The following is a 21,738-nucleotide window of genomic DNA, read 5'->3' as shown; positions in this document are numbered from 1 at the left end:
TGCAGCCGGGTACACTCACTTTCAGGGCAAACGTCTACAGCCAACCAGGTCGAGCAAGGATTCAATTTCGTGTCGGACGATAGCGAGACTACAAAACACGCCGACTTCACATCTGATGCTGCAGCGTCGGCCAAAGAAATCCCAATGCCGGACATGATTGGTCGCTACCGGGTTTCCGGAGTCATAGGTAGGGGCGGATTCGGAACCGTATTTCGCGCGACCGATGATTCGCTCGCGCGTGAAGTCGCGATCAAAGTTCCCCGTCGATTCACTAAGGAACAAGCACAAGCGTCTCATTGGAATGCCGAGGCAAAGATGGTTGCGATGTTAGACCACCCCAACATCGTGCCGGTATACGACGTCGGATCAACCGATGAGTTTCCGTTCTTTGTCGTATCAAAGTTCATCGAGGGCATCGATCTTCGCGAGCGACTGCAACGACGCAAACCGTCAATCGAACAGAGCATCGCCTGGATGCTTGACATGGCCGAAGCGTTGCAACACGCGCACGAAAAAGGCCTCGTGCATCGCGACGTCAAACCAAGCAACATTCTGATCGAAAAGAACGATCGGCCGTGGTTAACGGACTTTGGCTTAGCAATCCGCGACGACGACATCGCGCGACAAACCAATCGAAAGCTTTTGGTCGGCACGTTTTCCTACATGAGCCCCGAGCAGGCTCGAGGTGAAGGCCATTTGGTCGACGGCCGCTCGGATGTTTTTGCGTTGGGTATCGTACTTTATGAATTGTTGCTCGGCAAAAGGCCTTTCACTGGTGGATCGAGCCAACAACTGCTGCAAAATATTGTCCGTGCCGAACCGCGACCGCTACGACAATTGGATCCGACGATCGATGGGGAGCTAGAACGGATCTGCATGAAAGCGCTCGCGCAGCGATTGTCGGATCGTTACAACAGCGGACGCGATATGGCCGACGATCTTCGCCGGTTCGCAAACTGCGGTAGCACCGTCGACCATAGCGCTGACTTTTCGCTTTCGCTGCCAATGGAATCGGCGGCGTCGCCATCGCCTGGCAAAGTTGTGGTCGATACACGCGTAATCCCAAAGGGTCTACGCGCGTTTGACGAACACGACCAGGACTTCTTTCTGAAGCTGGTTCCTGGCACACGCGATGCCAACGGAATTCCCGAAGTCATCCGCAGACTAAAAATCCGAATCGAGTCACGCAACCTCGAAGAATCTTTTCGGGTCGGACTAATTTATGGTTCATCGGGTTCGGGTAAATCATCATTGATTCGCGCCGGATTGGCGCCATTATTAAACGATTCGATTCATGTGGCCTACCTAGAAGCCAACGCTAAGCACACGGAATCACGAATGCGAAGTGTGGCATTGCCGTTGCTGTCCGACCAGCAGCAGGATCTTTCATTGGTCCAGTGCATGGCTGCTATTCGAAAAGGCGCGGTCGCGGACGGGAAAAAGGTCGTCATATTCATTGATCAGTTCGAGCAGTGGCTTCACTCGCATCCCATCATGGAAGACACCGAACTTGTCAATGCAATTCGTCAATGCGATGGTATCCACCTGCAATGCATCGTGCTGATTCGCGATGATTTTTGGATGCCGGCAACGCGTTTCTTTCACGAACTTGATATCCGCTTAGTTCAAGACGTCAACAGCACCGCGGTCGATCGGTTCGAGCTCCGTCATGCACGATACGTGCTTACTGAGTTTGGCCGTGCCTACGGGTGCTTACCGGATGATCCGAGCGAACTTTCCAGCGAACAACAACAGTTTATCCATACGTTGGTCGATTCGGTTCAAGAAGACGGCAAAGTGATTTCCATTCACTTGGTGGTCTTGTCTCAAATGCTAAAAGGACGTGAGTGGAATCTTAAAACGCTCGCAGAACTGGGTGGCGCCGAGGGCGTCGACATAAACTTTTTGGATGCCACTTTCAATAACTCGATAGCATCGCCCCATCACCGATCCATGCAAAAACCGGCTCGCGCAGTTTTGACTGAGCTGTTGCCTGAGGTCGGTACCAACATCAAAGGCCAAATGAAGGATGCTGCGAGGCTGCGTGAAGTCTCGGGATTGAACCAGCGAGAGTTTGAAGAATTGCTCGCGGCGCTCGATGGAGAGCTACGAATGATTACCCCCACGGCAGCCGACGGAGACGCAGAAACATCGGCGAGATCGTACCAACTGACGCATGATTTTTTGGTTCCGCCGCTGCGAGAATGGCTGACCCGAAGCAATCGCCAAACCCCTCAGGGGCGAGCAAAGCTACGGCTCAGTGAACTGACACAGTACTGGCGTCGCAAAAAGGAAAAACGCTTTTTGCCAAGCGGCTTGGAATACTTAAGAATCCTGGCTTTCACCAGTGCGTCGAATCGCACTGCGGACGAGTCGAGCCTTGTGGCGGCGGCGACTCGATATTACGGATCGCGGTGGGCGATCGCCGCAATGATCGCGATGCTGATCGGATGGGGCGGCACGCAGATCAACGAGAACATTCGCGCGAACCTTGCCGAACAAGAAGTGAAGCTACAAGTGCAAAGGCTGTTGGCCGCCGATACCGATCATGTTCTCGATGAAATTTCAAGGCTGCAACCGATACAAAGTCAAGCGGAACCGCTATTGCAGTCGGTGATCAAAGACACAGATCGCCCCGACGACGAAATCCTTGCCGCACGCCTTGCATTGATTGGTAGCGACCCCACTCAAACCGAGCCGTTGATCGATGCTTTAATGATCGCCGAAGTCAATCAAATCTCGCTGATCAGTGATCGACTGGAACTACGTCAAAAGCCGGCGGTAAAGAAGCTCTGGGAAATTGTCCAATCAGGATCCGTCGACGAGATGCATTGGATTAAAGCGGCTTTCGCGACGGCACAGCTCGATCCTGATAATCAGCAATGGGAACATCTTGCGGAACGCTTGGCTGGAGTGATCGTCAACCAAAGCACGCCGCTTGTCGTCGAAATGGCCCCCGGCTTCGCAAAATTGTCAGCCTACCTGTCTAAGCCGACGCAAGCATTCTTTCGCGTTCCAGAACAAGGCGACGTGCGTCTCAATTCTGCAATCCTACTTTCAAAGTGCCTGAAGCCGACCGACACAGAACTGAAGGACTTGCTGAGCACTGCATCACCGGACCAATTCGAATTGCTTTTGCCGGTTGCAGCGCTTGACTCCCATGCGGTCGTTGCGGCACTCGAACAGGAATTGACAAAAGCCGCCATGCCGAAATGGCCCAAACTTCGCAACCGCGCCGCGAATGAAACGAACGTCGATGCGGCGACTCTTAAATCCATCAAAAACTTTGAAGGAATTGCGTCGGATGCCTTCATTTTCTGCCAACGATTGCCTCTAGATCAGTTCGAAGACTTTGCCGATCATCTTGACAGGTTCGGCTACCGCCCCAGTTGTGTTCGCGCTTACCGATTCGAGGATGCGGACTTCGTCACCGCAATCTGGATACGAGACGGATTGAAATGGAAATTCACTCGGCATCAGGGACACCAGAACGTGCCTGATGTTCAAGAACAAATGCACAAAGCAGGTCTCTTTCCAGCGGACTTCACTGCGATTCCTGCGTCGGACACCAACCTTGACGAAATCGGATTTGGAATCCTTTGGACTCAGGCGGTCGAGTCGATGATTGATTCAAGAATCTATGTCGGATTGAAGGAAGAAGACCATCAAAGCAAGGGTTGGGAACCACTCAACGATGGCGGATACGTGCCAAAGTCCAACCTAAAGCTTCGTTATCCAGATGGAACGGATCGGTACAGTTCCGTCCGCTGGCGAACGGTATCGAAACCGCGCTGCAACGACGCCTGGAACGATTCGGCCTACGCCTACGAATCGAGATTGCTCGATGGATGGCACCAAACGGATGTACGAATCAACCCTGCCGGCGAATTTGACGAGCAAGAAATCAGCTTCGCCGCGGTTTGGTGGAACGGCGGCACGATGCAATCGCAATCGTTAAACCGTGTCGATCACCAGGAACATCTACAACTATCGCAGAAACTTATCGAAAGAGATTTCCGGCCCGTCAGTATCTCTGTGGTCTTTGATGACAACACTGACAAATTGATCGTCGCATCCGTCTGGCATCGTCCAATCGTCTCCGATGAAATCAAGGATGAACTGGCAAGTCGGCAAGCCAATGCCGTGGTTGCGTTGCTGCGACTCGGCTCATCGGAAAGTCTCTGGCCGCTTTTGCAAAGCCGACCCGATTCTCGACTACGTTCTTACCTTATTGATCGAATGGCGTCACTTGGTGTCGACCCAGAAGTTCTCGTTCGACGTCTAATGATTGAACCCGATGAGTCGAGACGCGTCGCCATCATTGCCGCACTCGCCCAATATCGCCCGGAACAACTGCCATCCGACATTGCAATCCAACTGCGTGACGCAATCGGCCAGTGGGGATCCAATGATCCATCGGCTGCGATTCAATCAATTTGCAAACACCTTTGCGTACGATGGAAATGGCCGGAGATTCAAAATGAAATCGATCTCGCGCGGTCCCCCTCAGTCAAATCCAAATCATCGATTCCAACTTGGTACCGTAACACTGAGAACCAAACCATGGTTGTCGTCGCTGGCCCGGTTGAGTTCCGCATGGGTTCACCAGGCGATGAAGCTTTTCGCGATCATCACTTGGAAGTATCGATCAACTCACGCATTCCTCGAAGTTTCGCGATCGGTTCGACGGAAGTTACCGTAGCGGAATTTCAGCGTTACAACCCAACCGCTTTGTACGCAACGGAGTACACCCACAGCAAAGACTGTCCAATCACGGCCGTCAGCTGGTACGACGCGATGTTCTACTGCCGCTGGCTAAGCGAACAGGAAGGGATTCCCGAAGACCAAATGTGTTATCCGCCGATCGATCAAATGATCACTGGACTAGAAGCGTCCGATGGATTTCAGTTGCCGAACGACTTTCTAAAACGGATCGGATATCGGTTACCAACCGAAGCGGAATGGGAATATGCCAGTCGGGCGAAGACCACAACTCCGCGACACTACGGCAACGACGCCAAACTGTTACCCAAATACGCCTGGACGACCGAAAGCTCGGCTACAAACTCGCAGGTCCGCTTCCATCCGGTCGGGCAGTTATTGCCAAACGGATTTGGACTCTTCGACACCCTTGGTAACGTCATGGAATGGTGCGAAGCGTCACCGCCAAGGGACTTTAATTTGTCTGTGGTCATGGATGACTATGTGAATCCAAGTCGTTCACGCGCAGACATCAACATTCAACGCGGCAGCGCCGTCTTTTATGTTCCAACGACGATGCGAAACGCCAAACGCGAATTGTCACGAACAACATCGCATCATCCCTATTCAGGATTTCGTGTAGCGCGAACGATGCCCAATCAATAAAACGCGACAAATGCAAAGGGCATCGATCTACGGTGCCAGCGACCAGTGATTGCTCTGATCAAGAGTAAAAACGTCCCCAACGGATGTCGTTGCACAGATCTTACCCGCGGTGATGCGAACATCGACCGGTTCGGCATCCTTTTTCGGCAGCTTCACCAAATCCCAGCGTCCGGCACGCTGATCATACTGGAACATTTCCTGCCCATCCGTAAGAACCAGCAATTCAGTCGAGTGGTCCCCTGCCATCATGGTGACTTTTTTATTCGCCATGATGCCACCATCAAGGTGAGTCCAGCTATTCCCATACGCTTCATCGTTCAATCGATAAACCGTCTGATCGCGGCCAAGGGCATAAAGATTGTTACGGTTGCATGTGATGTCATCAAAAACCCATTGGTCAGGCGAAACGACTCTGCGTCCTTCGTAAATTTTTCGATCAGTACCGAGCCGAAATGTTCGCCCCGAGTAGTAGCTTGAACGCCCAAAACGCGATCGCCTACCTCCGCTCGATTCCATCGAAACGTAAATCGGAGCATAATTTTTTACACCAACGACGTGAGCTTCCGCACACCAACTTTGATCATCGATCTGGTCAAAGTTTTCATAGGACACCCAACAAAAACCACAGTCTTTCCACTGAGTCCCCCACGAATTCATAATCAAAAAAGCCTTTCTCGCATCATCGAAACCGACTGCGGCGATGGCGTGATAACCGGTTAATTTGTTTTGTTCGTCTCGCCAGTTGTACGGTGCATTGATTTTTGCATCGGACTGAAAGTCGCCTCCCATTTGAACGATCAACACGACGGGATAACCTTCATAAATATAACTCTTGATATCGCCAATTGAGGCAGCACGTTCGTGTCGCTGTGCCTTGAAGTTGTTCGCTTCGACACGATCTTTTCCGCCGACCTCACTTTTTGACAACGACATCGATGCCATGGTCGCGCATCCGGTGTTCTGCACAAAATTGATCACCTGCATTGCGTGAAGCCCGTTCGGATTTCCCCCAAGCTGTTCAAAAATGAAAGCCGGGCTGAACAGGTCACAGTCACTCGTCGGCCGCTTCCGACGCTCTTGTCCAATTTGACAAGAGTACGCCGAATGCGCGATCGCCCAGGCAACACAGTCATTGCGTGTCTGCTCGCCCGGCGTTGGTAAGTAATCGACTAAGTCAAACTGAGCCGGCAACTTGATTTCAGAGTCAGGTCCCCATCGCGGATCAATTTCAGGCGGTATGCTCTGCAGCAGGGGAGCTTCATCCACATTAAACTGAATTTCCGCATTATCTTGCAATTCACTGGGCGTTTGAGTTGAGGCCGTCTCTTCCGCCACCGGACTGGCGATTTCCAAGTTGAGTGGTTCAGATTCCGGTGACACCTCGCGTGCGGCTCGAGTAGGAATCGTTTGATAGAGCTGTGGGGGCGTTAGTTTTGCGCCTTGTCCTGCCACCTCATGCGCTGAGTATCCCGATAGAAATGCAATCGTCAGAATCATGTAGCTGAGATAGTTCATCAGTCTCTTCCCGGTTTATTGCTCAATCTTTGTTCTGGCAGCTCGCCTTTGATGATACACACGGTTAACTAGCGTGTTGGACTGAATAAACATGCTGTTTTATGAAAGAGACGCGAATGAAAACTTGCGTTTGGATTCGCGGAGACCTAGGTTGGTGTCGGGGCAAGAGGAAGATCCATTTGCAACCGACTCGATAGGCCAAAGACATGAGTAAGACTGAACAGCAACTTCGTTCGATGTATTTGTCAGGGACGGTTTCAATCCCGCCTCGCTTCCCTGACGTCGCAGAGATTTCGTTCAGCCAAATCAATCAAATCAATGGCCAGATCTTCATCACGGCGACTCAAAGACTTTCACCCAAGCTAGTGATCAAACGATCATTCTTTGCCGATGATGTGACGTCTCTTTTTATCCCCGAGTGCCCCAAACAGGTCGATCTTGATAAGGGAACCTGGTTGGAAGGAAAGGCGCTTGCCGACAAGGTGTTCCATTCGATGGACAAGGACGTTGTCCAGGGAATCATCTACGTTCGCGAACACGCCCAATCGATGCTTGAACTGGAAGCTGGTTTGACGGCAGCTGAAAGCGCCCAATACTATCCGCCGCTTCCAGAGGACCGCAGTGTCGATCACTACAGCATGAATCCGACAGGAAAATTGGCTGGCTGTTACTAGGTCGCTTCAGATCGGGAACGTTGCCATGCCACATGACGCACCGACGATCGACGTCGTAATTCTAACGCGGGAAGAGACGCAATTGCCGGCAGCGGTCGTTGACTCGCTTCGCGCTCAGGTGGGTGTTCACATCCAATTGCATCGCGTGGTGGGCACACCATCAACCGACGATGAAAATCGAATCGCCACGATCACGCGGGCGAGAAATGAGGCGATCGAAGTTACGACCAGCCCGTGGTTGATGTTCTTGGATGATGATGTCACGCTCGCACCCGATTGCATCACCCGATTGCATCATGCGCTAGCTTCACGTCCTGAATACGCCGCTTTTGCTGCCGATTATTTAGGGGAAGCCGCACGTCACGGATCGTCGCCGCATGTTTCGATGGGTGCAACTCTGTTTCGTCGACGGGCGCTCCGCCGCGTTCCCTTTCGTTGGGAGCCAGGCAAGTGCGAATGCCTCTGTCGTTGCGAGGACACACGCCGATCGGGATCTCGAATCGAGTACTTGCCCGGTGCGAAAGCATTTCATCTTGCAGGGGAGAATTCCGCGGACGCGTGCAACGACCATCTGCCGGCAACTGACTCGGCTGCAAATCCATTAGCAACAGACGATGCAAAAGTATTGGTCGCATTCAATCGTCGTGATGTGAACCGGTTTCGCGATGTCTTTCTACGAATGATGCGTGCGTCTGGCAACGAACAGGAAGTGATTGCCGTGGGCTACGGACTGTATCCAAGTGAAAGCCGTTTGCTGGCTGCCTGTCGTGGCGTGCGTGTAATTCACAAAGTCGCCAACGGCCAAATGCCGCCGGTTCGCCGATTGGCCGATTTTGCGGAAATCACGGCATCGCTCGATCCGCAGGTCCCGGTGGCCTATTGGGATGCCAGTGACGTGATTATCCAAGCGAAACTGGATCCGCTTTGGCGATTAGTACAGAGACATCCGAAAAAAATCTTTGGTGTTCGCGAACCTCTGGGCTATCCCCACAATGTGGCGATCGTCGGTTGGACTCGCACGATTCAACATCCAGCGATGCGACGTCGAGCATTTGAACTGTTTTCGACTCGTCCGTTTCTCAACAGCGGGTTTAGCGCTGGAACGGCCGGATCGATGCACAGTTACTTCAAAGAGGCCGCCCGTCTTCGTGACTCTTCAGAACTAAAGGGCACGACAGACTGGGGTGACCAATCGGCGTTTAACCTTTACTGCCACAGCGATCCCGAGCGGTGGAAAGAGATTCCCGAGAGCTGGAATTACTGTGTCCACGACCGGCCGGTCGGCGAAGTTCAAGTGATGCCGGACGGACGTATCACCTGTCGCAGCGGTACTCCGATCCATATCGCGCATGGCAATGCGCGTTCGCTGGCAAAATTGGCGATCGTTCATTAGCGATCTTGAATTGCAAATCCCAAGCAACCTTTTGCCCTCCATCCCATGTCGAGCACGGCTAGATCGGATGACCAATAATGAAGAACATCGACGCGAATACTCGGACCTTCGTGATCAGCACGCTGGACGATCGGGCGAGAGAAAGAATCAGACGCATCAGCAAGCACCTTGCACGTGCCGGATTTCAAAACGTCGATATCGTCCAGGCTCGAACACCCGAAACCGAAGACTTCGAGAATCAAGGGCTGCCGCCGGTGCTACAAGGAAGATGGCACACTGATTTGAGAGACTGGTGGGGAACCGCTGCTTGCGCCCTTTCGCACCTCGATTTCATGAAGTTAGATCCATCCGAATTTCCGATCATGGTGTTCGAAGACGACGCGATCATCGATTTCAACTTCTTCCGTTACTTAGCCGAGATCGATTTTCCCGAAGGCGTCGCATGGGACATCTGTCACCTTTCGTACTTCAACGAAAACCTCAGCAGTGCCAAATATCCGCAAGGAGTCGTTCATGAGAATCTCTTGCGCTGCGCTCCCAACGAAATCACATGTACTTATAGCTACGTTCTCAACCGACCGGTGTTCGATCGCCTTGTCCCACTTAACGAAGAGATCGATTGTCAACTGGCGCGCATGACCGACACCATCCAAAGCTTTGTCATCGAGCACCAACCACCACTAACCGCACCCGACTTTGCATTGCAAAGTGTGCGAATGGAACTGGACGACATCAGCTTGGCTGAATGAAATTAAATGAGTTGCCGGCCAAACAAGCAGTCCGATTCTACGTAGATACGTTAGTTGACCGATTGGCTGAGCTTCAATTCTCAGCTTTTCAATACGCCTGGGTTGTGCAAGTGAGAAATGAAAACGTTGCATCGAGAGGCAGACGTATAGCCGCGAACAAATTCACAACCAAAGCTACCGATGAATGTCCTCCCCTCGATCATCGCCTGCGGTATAATCGGGAGGTAGTTTCTCCCTCCGCCATTCCTACCGACAGGACATTCCATGAACCGACTATTCTTTAGCACACTTTTCGCATCAATTTTAGTTTTCAGCGTGACCGGTTGCGGCAAAGAATCGAACACTAGCATTGTTGAAAATGCGGACCAGACTGCAATCGAGAAGTACCAAGCTGCCGAAGCCGCCGAACAGGCTGCACTTGCTGGCACGATGGAAGATGGAAGCAAGTAATCCTTGCTTCGAAACTCGCGAACTTCAAAAGAAAGAAGCTCGCTTTCCAGCGGGAAGCGAGCTTCTTTGCATTTTAGGACGAGCGGCCGTTCCATCGAGCGGCCACTCGGATTTCCATGATCAGAATTCTTCGCTGATCACTTCCTTGCTGGCCTTTGTTCCAAGCGCACCCCAAAGCCCATAAGGACTGGCCGAGCCTGGCGGCGTCACGGTGTTGTTTTGCCAAACATTCGCTGCCCGTTGATTTCCGGCTTCGATGGAGCTGGTAATGAACTTGATTGCTCCGTCGCCCATCAAGATGTGGGCGCCACCTTGGTGACGACTTGATGGTGGAAACATACCGGTTTGTCCTGCGTTGTTACCACCACCAATTGCTGCGTTTGGCGGCGCAATCGTGTGAATGGCGGACCAGTTAGGACGGAAGTCGGCCCACTTGTAACCGCGGCCGTTGTTAGCACCCTCAGTGTTTTGCCCCGGCGCCCAGTACTGCGGACGAAGCGGGTCGACTTGGTTATTGTCAAGACAATACGAAGGGTTATCGCGGATCTCGTTTGGTGGGTTACCGTTGATTGACTGAGTTCCCCGCGTATCGCGGTCACCAAGGTCGGTGATCAATTCGCCCATCGCAATGGTGTTCGAAAGTCCGTCTAAAATGTCACGGAACTTTGCGTCGCCGTGAGGCACAAAAATGCCGCGGTCAGCGGCGCGTGAACGCTGGGACCATCCGCTGTGGTATTGCCATTTCCAGGCTGGCAATGCACCACCACCGGTTCGAGTTGGGTTATTTCGCGGACCGCGAACGGACCAATCGATCGAGTCCCCCATGCACAGACCGTAATTTGTACGTCCTTGTGCAGGCAGACCTTGACCGGGATCGCTAGGGCAACGCAGCATAGGCAGGTTTGTTACCCAAGGTTGGTACTGAAGAAACTGGACTGTCGGCCCCATCGCAGGCCACGGAGTCGTCAGTGGAGTGCTTGGGTCAAGCGCGTTAACAACGCTGGGATTGCTAATCTGTTCCCATAACGCTTGCTGTTCCATGAATGGAGTCAAACCAACCAGGGCACTCAAACGCCAGGCGTTGTTGCTGCCGTAGTTAGTCCACCAGTTAGTTGACGCACCCGCGTTGCCAAACGGTACAGGAGCGCCAGGTCCATCAGTGCCACCACCGTGAATCGGCAATTGCTTGTAGGCACTGTGGTAGTTGTGCATTGCCAAGCCAAGCTGCTTGAAATTATTACTGCAGCTCATTCGTCGAGCCGCCTCGCGCGCTGCTTGAACTGCGGGCAGCAGCAAGCCCACCAGGACGCCAATGATGGCGATGACAACCAACAATTCCACCAGGGTGAAACCGCGGGATGCGTTTGAACGCTGTCTCATACTTTGAAACCTCAAAAACAAGGAAAAACAACCCTTTTCATGATTTGCGAAAAGGCCGCAGACCATTGTTGCCGAATACGAGCTTCGATTACCACCTTAAAATCATTTCCAATCTCATTTACAGCAGTTTTTTGATCGCGAAAAGTTGCCAACGGAAATTTGCGCAAGCATGCTGACGCTCGCTCGAGAAGGATTCTCAATTCCACCGGCGATTTCTCAACGATTCGCAGTTGGCATCAGCTCAAACACTGGGTGGCATCGTGGCAAAAGTCGTCAAGACTTTCGGCGAATCGCCAACCAGGTCGAAACTCTTGACGAGCTTCGCTACCTCCGAAAACCAAGTTGATGCAGGACAGCCAGTGCGATTAATGCGGCTAGGGAAGTTGGAACGCGGTTTCGTCCATTTCGGTTACCGAATAGGACGCGTCAACGGCCAAACCAGGGTGCACTTGGCGTGATCCATCGGGCCACTGGATTGTCACGTCGCAAACCGGGCCGCTTTCCGGTTCGGCCAGCCCCAAACCGACGTGCAGGCCTCGTTGGTTGCTGCACATGTACCCATCGCCAGCCGATTGGAAGGTCGTTCGAGTTTGGCCACCGAACGCGACCGTGACAGTCGCGCCGATGGCGTCGCGGCCACACGTCCGTCCGCTCAATCGAATGTCGATCCAATGGCCGGCCGGTTCGCAGCGATTGATTAGCAACGAAACCGGCTCGGTTTGATGAGTCACGGCCAAATCCATACGCCCGTCGCGATCAGCATCGATCGTCCAGAGGGCTCGCCCAACGTGCGAATTTCGAAGGTAATTGCCGGCCACACTTGTTTCGGTTGCCGCAAAAAGTCCCGACTCGAGCCGCTGAAAAATTTGCATCGGTTGAGCGTACAACGCACGATCTTCTCCACGCGAAAACAGGTCAACGTGTCCATTCGATACGACCAGTTCCAAATTGCCGTCGTTATCAAGATTAATGGCTTCGGTTCCAAAACCGACCAACGGCATGGTCGGTTTGACCAAACCGCGACTGGACGTCTGGTCTTGCCACATCCCGTTGCTTCGTTGCTCGTGCAGAATGTTGTACTCGTTGTCGAAGTTGGTGACGTAAAAGTCCGCATCGCCATCGAGATCAAAGTCACCGGTTGCGATCCCCATGGACCCTTGGGCCAATGATCGATCGTCAGCGCCGACGCCACGCACCATCGCCGACTCGATCATCAACAACTCGGTCATCGCTTCCGACGATTTATCCGAATTCGTTTTACTGCATGACCAGTAATGGTTGTTGGTCATGTCGTTGGTGATCAGCACGTCGATGCCCGTGGTCGAATCAAGTTGCCCAACGACCACGCCCAAGCCTCGTCCGACAACGTCGGGTGCCATCGACCAAGCTTCGGTTTGATTGACGAACGTGCCGTCGCCGCGGGTTTTCAAAATCCAGTCGACATGACCAGGAAACTTTACCGGCGAACACGAACGAAAACTCTCGGAGTCAGCCATCGGACAAGTCTCGATTGATGGTTCCAATCCAGCGCAATAATTGACCACCACGACGTCCGACAACCCGTCACCATCGACGTCGGCGATCGCGCCGCTGGTGGACCAAGTGATCTGTGTATCAGCATCAAAGTTTAAATTCCACCGATCGGTTCGATCGCTGAACGAACCATCACCGTTGTTGATCAACAAGGCGTTGGGACCGTAGTTGAGCAACAGCAAATCGGGGAACCCATCTTCGTTGATATCGCCGACCGCGACGCCTTGCCCGAACCCGCGATGTCCGGTTTGCGACTGGCGCGTGACCTCGCCAAATTGTCCGGAATAATTACGAATTAATGCGTTGGCGGCGGAGTCCAATTGGCCCGGTTTTCCACCGGCTGCCATCAAATAAAGATCGCTCCATCCATCCAGATCAAAGTCGATTGTTCCACCACCACAGCCGAGCGTTTCGTGCAACATGATGCCGGCCTGGTCCAAATGGTCGCTCGTACGGCCAAAGAAATCCAAACCTCGCGCCGACGCCTCGTCTTCCAGTCGCCACGCTCGATTGATCAGGTCACCATCCCCAGATGCTTGCGAACCGGGCATTTGCGAAGACGATCCGTTCGATTTCGCCACATCGGCATTCCGATCTGAATTGATTCTGGCGATGCTCGGCAACCTAAAACGAGTCAGGTCGAGCTGCAATTCGGGGCGGTTGGTCGCGATCTGCCACGGTGTTTCATTGGTCAATTGGCGGATGACCGAACCTCGCAGTTCTGCCAGTGGTATGTCATCGTTTTCGGGTAATGACATGGCCACCGATGCCCAAGCTTCGGCTTCCCAAAGTCGTCCTAGATCGACCAAGATGCGAATGATGTCGGCAGCAATTTCTCGCGAAATGTTACCGGTCCGTTCGAAACGATTCTTCAGTTGGTTGAACTTGCTAAGCAGCGTATTGCGACGCTGAATCGCATCGAAGACATCATCCGAAATGGATGATGCGGCGGTCGAATCTTCGTCTCGCAATTGAGCGATCGACGTGCTCAGTTTCGACCACGATTCCATTGCATCGGGATCACGACGGGCTGCTTCCCAGTAGGCACGCATGGCCGGCTGGATCATTCCTTTGCCACGAGCCCAGTCGCCTAGAGCGATCCAATAACCAGGTGCAGCCTCGGTGCCAGGCGGCTGTGAGGCCGCCCACCTTTCGAGTTCAGCGAACCGATTGGATGCCGCATAGGATCGCCCCAACAATGACTGGGCAGGAACATAGTCGGGATGCCTTTCCGTGATCTTCTTCAGCTCGTCAATGGCGGCTTGATAGTCGCCTTCGTCAAACTTGGTTTTCGCGCTGCCGACCAATGGCCGAAGATCGTCGGCGTTTCGCGACGTCATCGTTTCCAGGGGAGCAGCTTCTAAAGTCCGCCTTTCAGTATTGCTAAGCGTCGTCAGAAGTTCCAAATCAAACTGTCGCTGTCGCACCAAGACACGCCCGTGATTGAGACCTCGCAGCCGTTCTTCGGTTCCCATCGTCAAATCGAACAGCAGCCGGCGGGTTCCCTGTTGATCGGGATTTCGCTGGACGGCTGTTTCCAACAACTGCATCGCGTCATGCAGCCGGCCGACACCAACGAACGCGATCATGGCTTGTTGGACACGCGAGGGATTCGCATAAGCTTCGGCCTCGCACGCCTGAGCTAACAGCTTGGCGGTCTGGTCCGGTTTCTTAATCTCGTACGCCAACTGCGCGATGCTAGCGATCACGTCGGCATCGTCGCCGTGAAGTTTCAAAACTTCTGGCGAAAGCTGCCAAGCTTGTTCGTAGAGGCCGCGTTTTAACAACGACTTCATCTTTCTCAGCGGCCGCTCTGGCAACTTTTGCGTTTCGCTTTGACTACCGCAGCCAACGATGCAGATCGCAACGACGGTGACCATCACGACCGACAACGAAGAGGCTAAACGAACCACGAGGTAATTCTCTTTCCAATTGATGGGAAGCTCGAACGATATGACGCAACCAAATATCAAGTTGGCACGCAATCCACTGCGGCGCTAAACATGTGACGGCCAGAGCATCCGGCCGTACCAGAATACTAACGTGAATCGCGGCGACGTGACGAACCGGTAAACAAGGATTCGTAATGGGTTGCTGCCAATTGCCGCGCCGCGAAATTTCGCCTGAAAACGGCAAAACCGAGTCGCAGCCACAGTTGTCTTCCGGCGACAGTCGCCACGTCGAACGTCGAACTGGCAAATCGAGCAATTCCGAATAAAAAAGCGACTCCCGCGGACAAAGTGGCTGGCCGAGCGTCACTGCTTAACTCGGTCGTTGCTCGCGTTTTCGGGTGTTCTGGGGGCCGAAAACGCAACTCGCAATCCGAACCCCGATTGATCTTTTTCGATCATCAACGATAGTCGAAGGACAGAATTCGACTCCAAAGCCAACCAGGCCCCGCGATGACCACTCCCCCCCCCACTGCGACGACCGATGACCTACGTATTCGGGCTATGAAACCGCTGATGCCTCCGATGGAGCTGATGGCCGAGATTCCGGTTGAAGCGGAAGTCGCCGAAACCGTCGCCAAGGCTCGCGGTGGAATCCAGAAAGTCCTTGGCGAAGAAGACGATCGCTTGGTCGTCGTTGTCGGCCCCTGCTCGATCCACGACCCCGAAGCGGCGATGGAATACGCTGGTTTGCTGGCTGCGGAACAGAAAAAGCATCAGGGTGAACTGCTGATCGTCATGCGGGTTTACTTCGAAAAGCCTCGAACCACGGTCGGCTGGAAGGGATTGATCAACGACCCTGGCCTCGACGACAGCTTCGAAATCAATCGCGGACTTCGCACCGCGCGAGGCCTGCTGAGGGATATCAATCGGATGGGTTTGCCGACCGGAACCGAGTTTTTGGACCTGATCAGCCCCCAATACATCGCTGACTTGGTCGGATGGGGCGCGATCGGTGCTCGCACGACCGAGAGCCAAGGGCACCGGGAACTGGCGTCGGGACTGTCTTGTCCCGTCGGATTCAAGAATGGAACCAGCGGTAACGTTCAAATCGCCGTCGACGCGATCTGTTCAGCTCAGCGTCCGCACCATTTCTTGTCGGTCACCAAAGAAGGCACGTCGGCCATTTTTGCGACCACCGGAAACAGTGATTGCCACGTCATCATGCGAGGCGGCACGCACACCAATTACGACGCCGCCAGCATTGATGCAGCATCCCAAATGCTGGAAAAAGCGAATCTTAAGCCGCGAATCATGATCGACACGTCACACGCCAACAGTTGCAAGAAACACACTCGCCAGCATTACGTGTGCCGCGATGTTTGCAGCCAAGTTGCAGATGGCGATTACCGCATCATGGGTGTGATGGTGGAAAGCAATTTGGTCGAAGGCAACCAGTCACTTAGCGACGCAGAACTCGTTCGCGGCAAGAGTGTCACCGACGCCTGCATCGGATGGGACGAAACAGTCGTCATCCTGCAAGACCTCAGTGACGCGGTCGTCGCTCGCCGGACCAAATGATTGCTAACGCAGCAACGATTCGAGTCCCTGCATTTCATGACGAAAGTCAAACTGCAGGTCGGGATGAACTTTGTCGATCGCTTTCTCGATCTTCTTCATCTGCGCCGCATACATGTTGGCGCTGACGCGGCAATTGCCGAATCGAATCCCACGGTCGACGAATTCACGACAGAAATGGATTCGCACATGCAACTCGGTTTCTTTGTCGCCCGAATAACGCAAACACTTTTCCATCGAGCGCACGATCTTGCGCATCGTTTTTTTGTGAATGGATCTAGCTGGCGGAATCTGTTCGTCGATGTCATCACAGACTTCGCGGGCGTACGCTTGCTCGTCAGCCGACTTCATCAGCAGGTACGTCAACAGTTCTTTATTGTCGACTTTGAACTTGGCCAAACGCAAACAAGCGTCTAACAGATCGTCATGATCCAGACGAACCAAAGCTTTCTTTAACTCGCTGACGGTGGCCGCTTTCATGATGTGTCTTTGCCAATTCGCTTTGGGTTTCGAAGGGGCCAATCGTAAGCCGATGGATCCCGACCAGCCAACCGGCCACCTTTTAAAGACTTGCAGCGTTTGAACGTTCGCGCACAGAGCCTCGCGTTAGGGCTTCGGCACGTATCGGTACTGACCTTGGTTCTGTTTGGCGATTCGCTGCATCCGACTTTCACCCACTTCGCTGTAATAGGCAATCGTGTGAACGATACTGATCGGGTTGCTTTCGCCGAAAAGATTGGTGACTTTGTTTTCTTCCTTTAGCAAGTCTTCGATGCCTTGCGGGAATTCGCCATCCGACAGCAAGAAGATCACGTCGGGGCGAAGCTTCAGCGCAAAACGCAGCGGGTCGTAGGGAGCCTTGCCGCGATCCTCGGTGATTCGCATCGCCCAACGTCTCAGCGCAGCCTTGTTTTCGGCCGTCGCAAAGACGCTGCGAGGCTCGTCTTGATTGGCGTTACTTAGCCGCATGTAATCCGGGTTGGCATCGAAGAACACGACGTAAAACCGCTGCTCGGGCGTCAACAGGTCAATCGATGCGAGCAGTGCCGCTCGGGCCGATTCAAAACCGTCGCCCATGCTGCCCGAACTGTCGACCAGGTAAACAAAGTGATTGCCGCCACCTTCGACGCCACAAAACTCCATCTTCTTGTTCGACACCGACTTCATCGACATCGCCGACGCAGCACTGGTGGAACTGCTAGACATGACGGCCGCCATCGCAGTCGGTGGTGCGGCCGGCGCATTGGGCGAGAACTTGGTGGCCGCTAGTTCGCCGATCGGGCTCAGTTCATATTCGGTTTCGCTTGGCACCGGTTCGGTGACTTCCACCTCTGGCATCGACTCACTGGTTTTGATTTCGAATGTCTCGACACTCTCTTCATTGGCCGACGCGGCTGATGCAGATAACGCGACTTGGTCTTTGGGAACGTGAGTCGAAAATCCGATACCAGCTAGCAGAATCAATACGACGACATGAACCACGGCACTGACCAGAAACGCGGCCGGCCGACGACGCTGTGTCTCGTCCTCCCGAGCGTCGTCATCGTCTTCTTCGATTAAGACGGGGGACGCGTCGAGCGATGCACCGAGTGCTGGCCGCGACTCGGCATCGACCACGAATGGCAACTCGGCGGGCTGATCATCGACGTTGGTTTCAACCTCGTCTTGATCGCTGGCCAAGAACCGCGGCCGGCGGACGCTGGCCGAACCCGCATCGTATCGAACGATTGGCGAGCTCGATTCAGGCTGTCGGTTAGGTTCGCGTTTGTCTCTGGGCGGCGATGGCAGAACCGGCGGAGTGACAACATCGCTAGCCGCGGGGACGATTGGTGAATCCGACTGCAGCGACCCCGCAGAGTGCGACATTGCCGATGCGATCGACTGGCCACGTGCCGCGCGGACGGCGTTCCAGCTCTCAAACCGCCGAGGCGTGGAAACTTGCAAATCGGGTGAATCAATCCGGCGAATTGACGCCGGTGCTGCGGCCGGAACCGACGCGTCGCCGGTAGGTTGATTCTGGCGTAAACGCTGAATCATCAACTCAATTTCGGCAGCTCTGGCCTCCAAACGTGCGGCAGAGGCTTCGCCGCGAATTTTGGCGAGCTGCAATTCGAGCATCCGCCGTATTTCATCGTTTGACATCGAACCCTCATCACGGCCACGGGCGTCGAACGGTTCGGGGCTCAGATCGTCAAACATTCAAACACAACGGCTCATTTCGAATACGGGCGAAATGCGATTATAGAGGCGCGCAGTTCAGCTTGCAGGAAATAACGATCAAGTTTTGATCCCGGCCTCAATCGAAACTCGCCGATCGTCATTTTCCGGCTTAAAACCGCTGGGATCCAGACGCAGATAAACCCAGCACAAACCGGCCAGCACCGCTTCGACAGCGATAAACATCAGTCGGGCGGCGATCGCTGCGAGCAGCCCGTGAGCCGTTCCGATCGCAATTCCCAGCACCGACGTCAGCACCAGCTCTCGCACGCCCGCGCCGCCCGGCAATAGCGAGGCGAAACCGATCACCATCGCCAAACAGATCGCTGCGGTTGCGATCGGATACAGCGTCGCGATCGGCGGCAACGGATCGGCCGACGGAACGGCGGTGATCAACACGGTGAACGAAGCGCCAATGAAAAGCCAAGACAACAACGACCACGCCCAACCGGCAAAGAACAACCGCCAATCGATGTCGGCCGCCAACGTCGCGGGATCCGCCCTGGTCACTTTCGCGGCCACAAATCGCAAGATCGGCGGCAACGTCGGCCCACCTGCGGCCACGCCCATCGCGACGGCAGCAACTGTAATCCAAGTCGGCACCGGCAAACCAGCGGTCGCGATCGCGGCGACCACCGCGCCGACGGCCATCATCAAGAACGTTTCTAAGAAGACACTGATCGCGGAAGTCATCGGCTTGACGCCGTCGCGTGCTAACACGCCACCGCGCAGCACCAACACCATCGCCTTGCCCGGCACATACTTACCGACATGACCGATCGTTTGGGCCGCGATGGCGGTGGACCACCGGGGACAACCGCCGAACGAAACGACCGCTCGCCGCAGCAGCATTGCCGAAGGCAACAAACCGATCGCATACAAAACGGCAGCAATCGCCATTCGCGACCAATGTAAATTTTCAGGGTAGGGCAGTGCGGACCGCAGTACCGCTTGCTCGTTCAAGATCGCTTCGCGGTGGTCACCGGAGGTCGCTTCGCCTTTTTCACCGGCGGCTGCCAATTCGTTGCCGAGAGCCTCGATTTGCGTTTCGATCTTTCCCGTTTCAGCCTGCCACTGTTTGATCGCTGACTTTCCGGCTAGGCAAAGCCCCACGACCACGACGATTGAAATGACCAGCTTGGCCAAGCGAATCCCAATCGACGCACCGGAGCGGCGAGGGACGGAATCGTCAGAAAGTAGATCTGGATCGGCAGTCAATTCTGATTCCTCGACAAGAAATTCGGTTGGCCGTCAGCAGGACGACAAAGGCTGGTCAAATACGGGCCGATCCGCCACAATCCCTGCGAATCCATCCTACTTCCTCGGCCCCGTTTCTTCCGTCCAGAGTTCGCCCCGATGACCAACCGACGACGCAAGAAATCGCCCGAAGCAAGTCCCCCCGAAGCAACGGCACCTCAAACCGCACCGTCGCCACCCCCAACGCTGGGTTCGAACACGACCACCGAATCGGACAGCGTCCCGAACTCGTTGAAGCTGATTGACCAGCTTCCGTCGCTGTCGCGAATTCTGTCGGTCGTGATGCTGATCCTGGGGATCATAGCGGTCGGTGCGTTGTTCTACAAAGTGATGGCAGGATTCTTTGTCCCTCTGTTCCTAGCTGCACTGCTGGTCGTGATCTTTCGTCCGGTTCACCAGTGGATCCTGATAAAGACAGGGCGTCGTCCTCGCGTTTCGGCTTTGGCGACGACGACTTTGGTGCTGGCCGTCGTGTTGATGCCGCTGATTTTGATCATCTCGGTCGCCACCAGCCAATTCACCGCCATGGTGAGCCAAGTGAATTTCCAAGACTTGAAGAAGGCCTTGGATCGTGGCCGCGACCAGTTGGGGATCTCGCTGCCACATGCCGAGCAATTCAGGCGTCTGGATGAACTGAGCGATTCGCTGGACACGGCCGACGAATCGGAAGCGGTGCTTCTGAACATTCAGGAAGCGTTCACGTTGGTCGATTTTCTGCAGACAGAAGTCGAAGGACCAGTTACCGCAGACGCGTTCGCCGACAGCGCAAAAGAGAGACTCGAAGAACTAAAGGCATCGGTCAAGAGGCAACTTAGCCCGGCCGAGGAGGGCGTGGTTGATCAATTGGACGCCGAGGAAACATTCCACCAACAGAGCCTGAATGCGTCGGCAGCGATTCGCAGTTGGATGCGAGCCAAACTGGGCGGCACTTTCACTAGCCAAATGCGATTGCTGGCCAACCCGAGTGCCGAAGACTTGAAGAACCTCTCATCGCGAATTCGCGAAACTCTGCAGCCTCGCTTTGTCAGCTTGACCAGCGCGACGGGCAGTTACCTGATTCAGATCCTGGTTGGATTAGCCGTGCTGGTGATCGCGGTTTACTTCTTTCTGATCGACGGGCCGGCGATGATCCAAACCTTGATGCGGCTAAGCCCACTGGACGATGCCTACGAAGAACGACTATTGATGGAATTCGATCGGACCAGTCGTGCAGTCGTATTGGCGAGCGTGTTGAGCGCGTTGGTTCAGGGCGTCTTATCAGCGATCGCATTTTGGTTTTGCGGATTCGAATCGATCATCTTGTTGTTTCTGATCACTTCTTTGATGGCACTGGTTCCGTTTCTAGGTGCCGCTTCGGTGTGGGTTCCGTGTGCCATCTACTTGGGCGCTGTTGACCAACGCTGGACCGCCGCGATTATTTTGGCAATCTACGGCGCGGCGATCGTGTCATCGATCGACAATGTGATCAAGATGTACGTGCTGCACGGCCGCTCGACGCTCCACCCGCTTTTTGCACTGCTGAGTGTCTTGGGTGGCGTAACGGTATTCGGCCCGATTGGGATCTTGGTTGGCCCAATGGTGGTGGTGTTTCTGCAAACGCTGCTAGAGATTCTGAACCACGAATTGGCTGGCCGAGACTCGAAGGTGGCACTCGAGTCAGCGCCGGAGTCGGACCAAGCGGACATTGCCATCTAAGTTGGCACGATAATGCTAATCACCGGCCCTTTCGTTAAGGT

13 protein-coding genes are annotated in these 21,738 nt (G+C 54.2%); 7 read left to right on the top strand and 6 right to left on the bottom strand.

Going from position 1 to position 21,738, the window contains the following annotated elements:
- Positions 1-69: 69 nt before the first annotated feature.
- A complete protein-coding gene (locus Poly59_RS17630) occupies positions 70-5,367 on the top strand; it encodes a bifunctional serine/threonine-protein kinase/formylglycine-generating enzyme family protein (protein WP_246151741.1) in 5,298 nt (1,765 codons plus the stop codon).
- Between the two features lie 27 nt (positions 5,368-5,394).
- On the opposite strand, the gene Poly59_RS17625 is transcribed toward Poly59_RS17630, so the two are convergent.
- Positions 5,395-6,882 (bottom strand): C1 family peptidase, encoded by a 1,488-nt coding sequence (locus tag Poly59_RS17625; RefSeq protein WP_146535450.1) that lies wholly within the window; start codon positions 6,880-6,882, stop codon positions 5,395-5,397.
- Positions 6,883-7,088: 206 nt separating this feature from the next.
- Between Poly59_RS17625 and Poly59_RS17620 the strand changes: the two genes are divergently transcribed.
- The 4 genes from Poly59_RS17620 to Poly59_RS17605 all read left to right on the top strand — a co-directional run bounded on the left by Poly59_RS17620 (position 7,089) and on the right by Poly59_RS17605 (position 10,148).
- On the top strand, positions 7,089-7,556 hold the full coding sequence (locus Poly59_RS17620; RefSeq protein WP_146535449.1) for a hypothetical protein: 468 nt from the start codon (positions 7,089-7,091) through the stop codon (positions 7,554-7,556).
- A 25-nt stretch (positions 7,557-7,581) separates the two neighbouring features.
- Positions 7,582-8,949 (top strand): glycosyltransferase, encoded by a 1,368-nt coding sequence (locus Poly59_RS17615; protein WP_146535448.1) that lies wholly within the window; start codon positions 7,582-7,584, stop codon positions 8,947-8,949.
- A gap of 77 nt (positions 8,950-9,026) precedes the next feature.
- Positions 9,027-9,698, top strand: a complete 672-nt coding sequence (locus Poly59_RS17610) for a glycosyltransferase family 25 protein (protein ID WP_146535447.1) — start codon at positions 9,027-9,029, stop codon at positions 9,696-9,698.
- A gap of 264 nt (positions 9,699-9,962) precedes the next feature.
- A complete protein-coding gene (locus Poly59_RS17605) occupies positions 9,963-10,148 on the top strand; it encodes a hypothetical protein (RefSeq protein ID WP_146535446.1) in 186 nt (61 codons plus the stop codon).
- 120 nt (positions 10,149-10,268) lie between these two features.
- Here Poly59_RS17605 and Poly59_RS17600 read toward each other — a convergent pair whose 3' ends face one another.
- Positions 10,269-11,528, bottom strand: a complete 1,260-nt coding sequence (locus tag Poly59_RS17600; RefSeq protein ID WP_146535445.1) for a DUF1559 domain-containing protein — start codon at positions 11,526-11,528, stop codon at positions 10,269-10,271.
- A 374-nt stretch (positions 11,529-11,902) separates the two neighbouring features.
- The gene (locus tag Poly59_RS17595; RefSeq protein WP_146535444.1) at positions 11,903-14,974 is read right to left on the bottom strand and encodes an FG-GAP-like repeat-containing protein; all 3,072 of its coding nucleotides are present in this window, start codon (positions 14,972-14,974) and stop codon (positions 11,903-11,905) included.
- Positions 14,975-15,463: 489 nt separating this feature from the next.
- On the opposite strand from Poly59_RS17595, the gene Poly59_RS17590 reads away from it, so the two are divergent.
- Entirely contained in the window at positions 15,464-16,531 is a 1,068-nt protein-coding gene (locus Poly59_RS17590; RefSeq protein WP_146535443.1) for a 3-deoxy-7-phosphoheptulonate synthase, read from the top strand.
- Positions 16,532-16,534: 3 nt separating this feature from the next.
- On the opposite strand, the gene Poly59_RS17585 is transcribed toward Poly59_RS17590, so the two are convergent.
- The 3 genes from Poly59_RS17585 to Poly59_RS17575 all read right to left on the bottom strand — a co-directional run bounded on the left by Poly59_RS17585 (position 16,535) and on the right by Poly59_RS17575 (position 19,963).
- Complete coding sequence (locus tag Poly59_RS17585) at positions 16,535-17,008, bottom strand: hypothetical protein (protein ID WP_146535442.1); 474 nt, start codon at positions 17,006-17,008, stop codon at positions 16,535-16,537.
- Positions 17,009-17,134: 126 nt separating this feature from the next.
- Positions 17,135-18,727, bottom strand: coding sequence for a vWA domain-containing protein (locus Poly59_RS17580; protein ID WP_146535441.1), 1,593 nt, complete (start codon positions 18,725-18,727; stop codon positions 17,135-17,137).
- Between the two features lie 78 nt (positions 18,728-18,805).
- The gene (locus Poly59_RS17575) at positions 18,806-19,963 is read right to left on the bottom strand and encodes a lysylphosphatidylglycerol synthase transmembrane domain-containing protein (RefSeq protein ID WP_146535440.1); all 1,158 of its coding nucleotides are present in this window, start codon (positions 19,961-19,963) and stop codon (positions 18,806-18,808) included.
- Between the two features lie 138 nt (positions 19,964-20,101).
- Between Poly59_RS17575 and Poly59_RS17570 the strand changes: the two genes are divergently transcribed.
- Positions 20,102-21,697, top strand: a complete 1,596-nt coding sequence (locus Poly59_RS17570; protein ID WP_146535439.1) for an AI-2E family transporter — start codon at positions 20,102-20,104, stop codon at positions 21,695-21,697.
- Positions 21,698-21,738: the final 41 nt, after the last annotated feature.

This window comes from Rubripirellula reticaptiva (assembly GCF_007860175.1).
In the GTDB taxonomy this organism is placed as follows: domain Bacteria; phylum Planctomycetota; class Planctomycetia; order Pirellulales; family Pirellulaceae; genus Rubripirellula; species Rubripirellula reticaptiva.
This window is presented reverse-complemented; position numbering and strand designations above follow the sequence as displayed.

Coding starts and splice junctions, on each gene's coding strand:
- Poly59_RS17625 (WP_146535450.1), bottom strand. CDS start 6,882: ATGAACTATCTCAGCTACATGATTCTGACGATTGCATTTCTATCGGGA.
- Poly59_RS17620 (WP_146535449.1), top strand. CDS start 7,089: ATGAGTAAGACTGAACAGCAACTTCGTTCGATGTATTTGTCAGGGACG.
- Poly59_RS17615 (WP_146535448.1), top strand. CDS start 7,582: ATGCCACATGACGCACCGACGATCGACGTCGTAATTCTAACGCGGGAA.
- Poly59_RS17610 (WP_146535447.1), top strand. CDS start 9,027: ATGAAGAACATCGACGCGAATACTCGGACCTTCGTGATCAGCACGCTG.
- Poly59_RS17605 (WP_146535446.1), top strand. CDS start 9,963: ATGAACCGACTATTCTTTAGCACACTTTTCGCATCAATTTTAGTTTTC.
- Poly59_RS17600 (WP_146535445.1), bottom strand. CDS start 11,528: ATGAGACAGCGTTCAAACGCATCCCGCGGTTTCACCCTGGTGGAATTG.
- Poly59_RS17590 (WP_146535443.1), top strand. CDS start 15,464: ATGACCACTCCCCCCCCCACTGCGACGACCGATGACCTACGTATTCGG.
- Poly59_RS17585 (WP_146535442.1), bottom strand. CDS start 17,008: ATGAAAGCGGCCACCGTCAGCGAGTTAAAGAAAGCTTTGGTTCGTCTG.
- Poly59_RS17580 (WP_146535441.1), bottom strand. CDS start 18,727: ATGTTTGACGATCTGAGCCCCGAACCGTTCGACGCCCGTGGCCGTGAT.
- Poly59_RS17570 (WP_146535439.1), top strand. CDS start 20,102: ATGACCAACCGACGACGCAAGAAATCGCCCGAAGCAAGTCCCCCCGAA.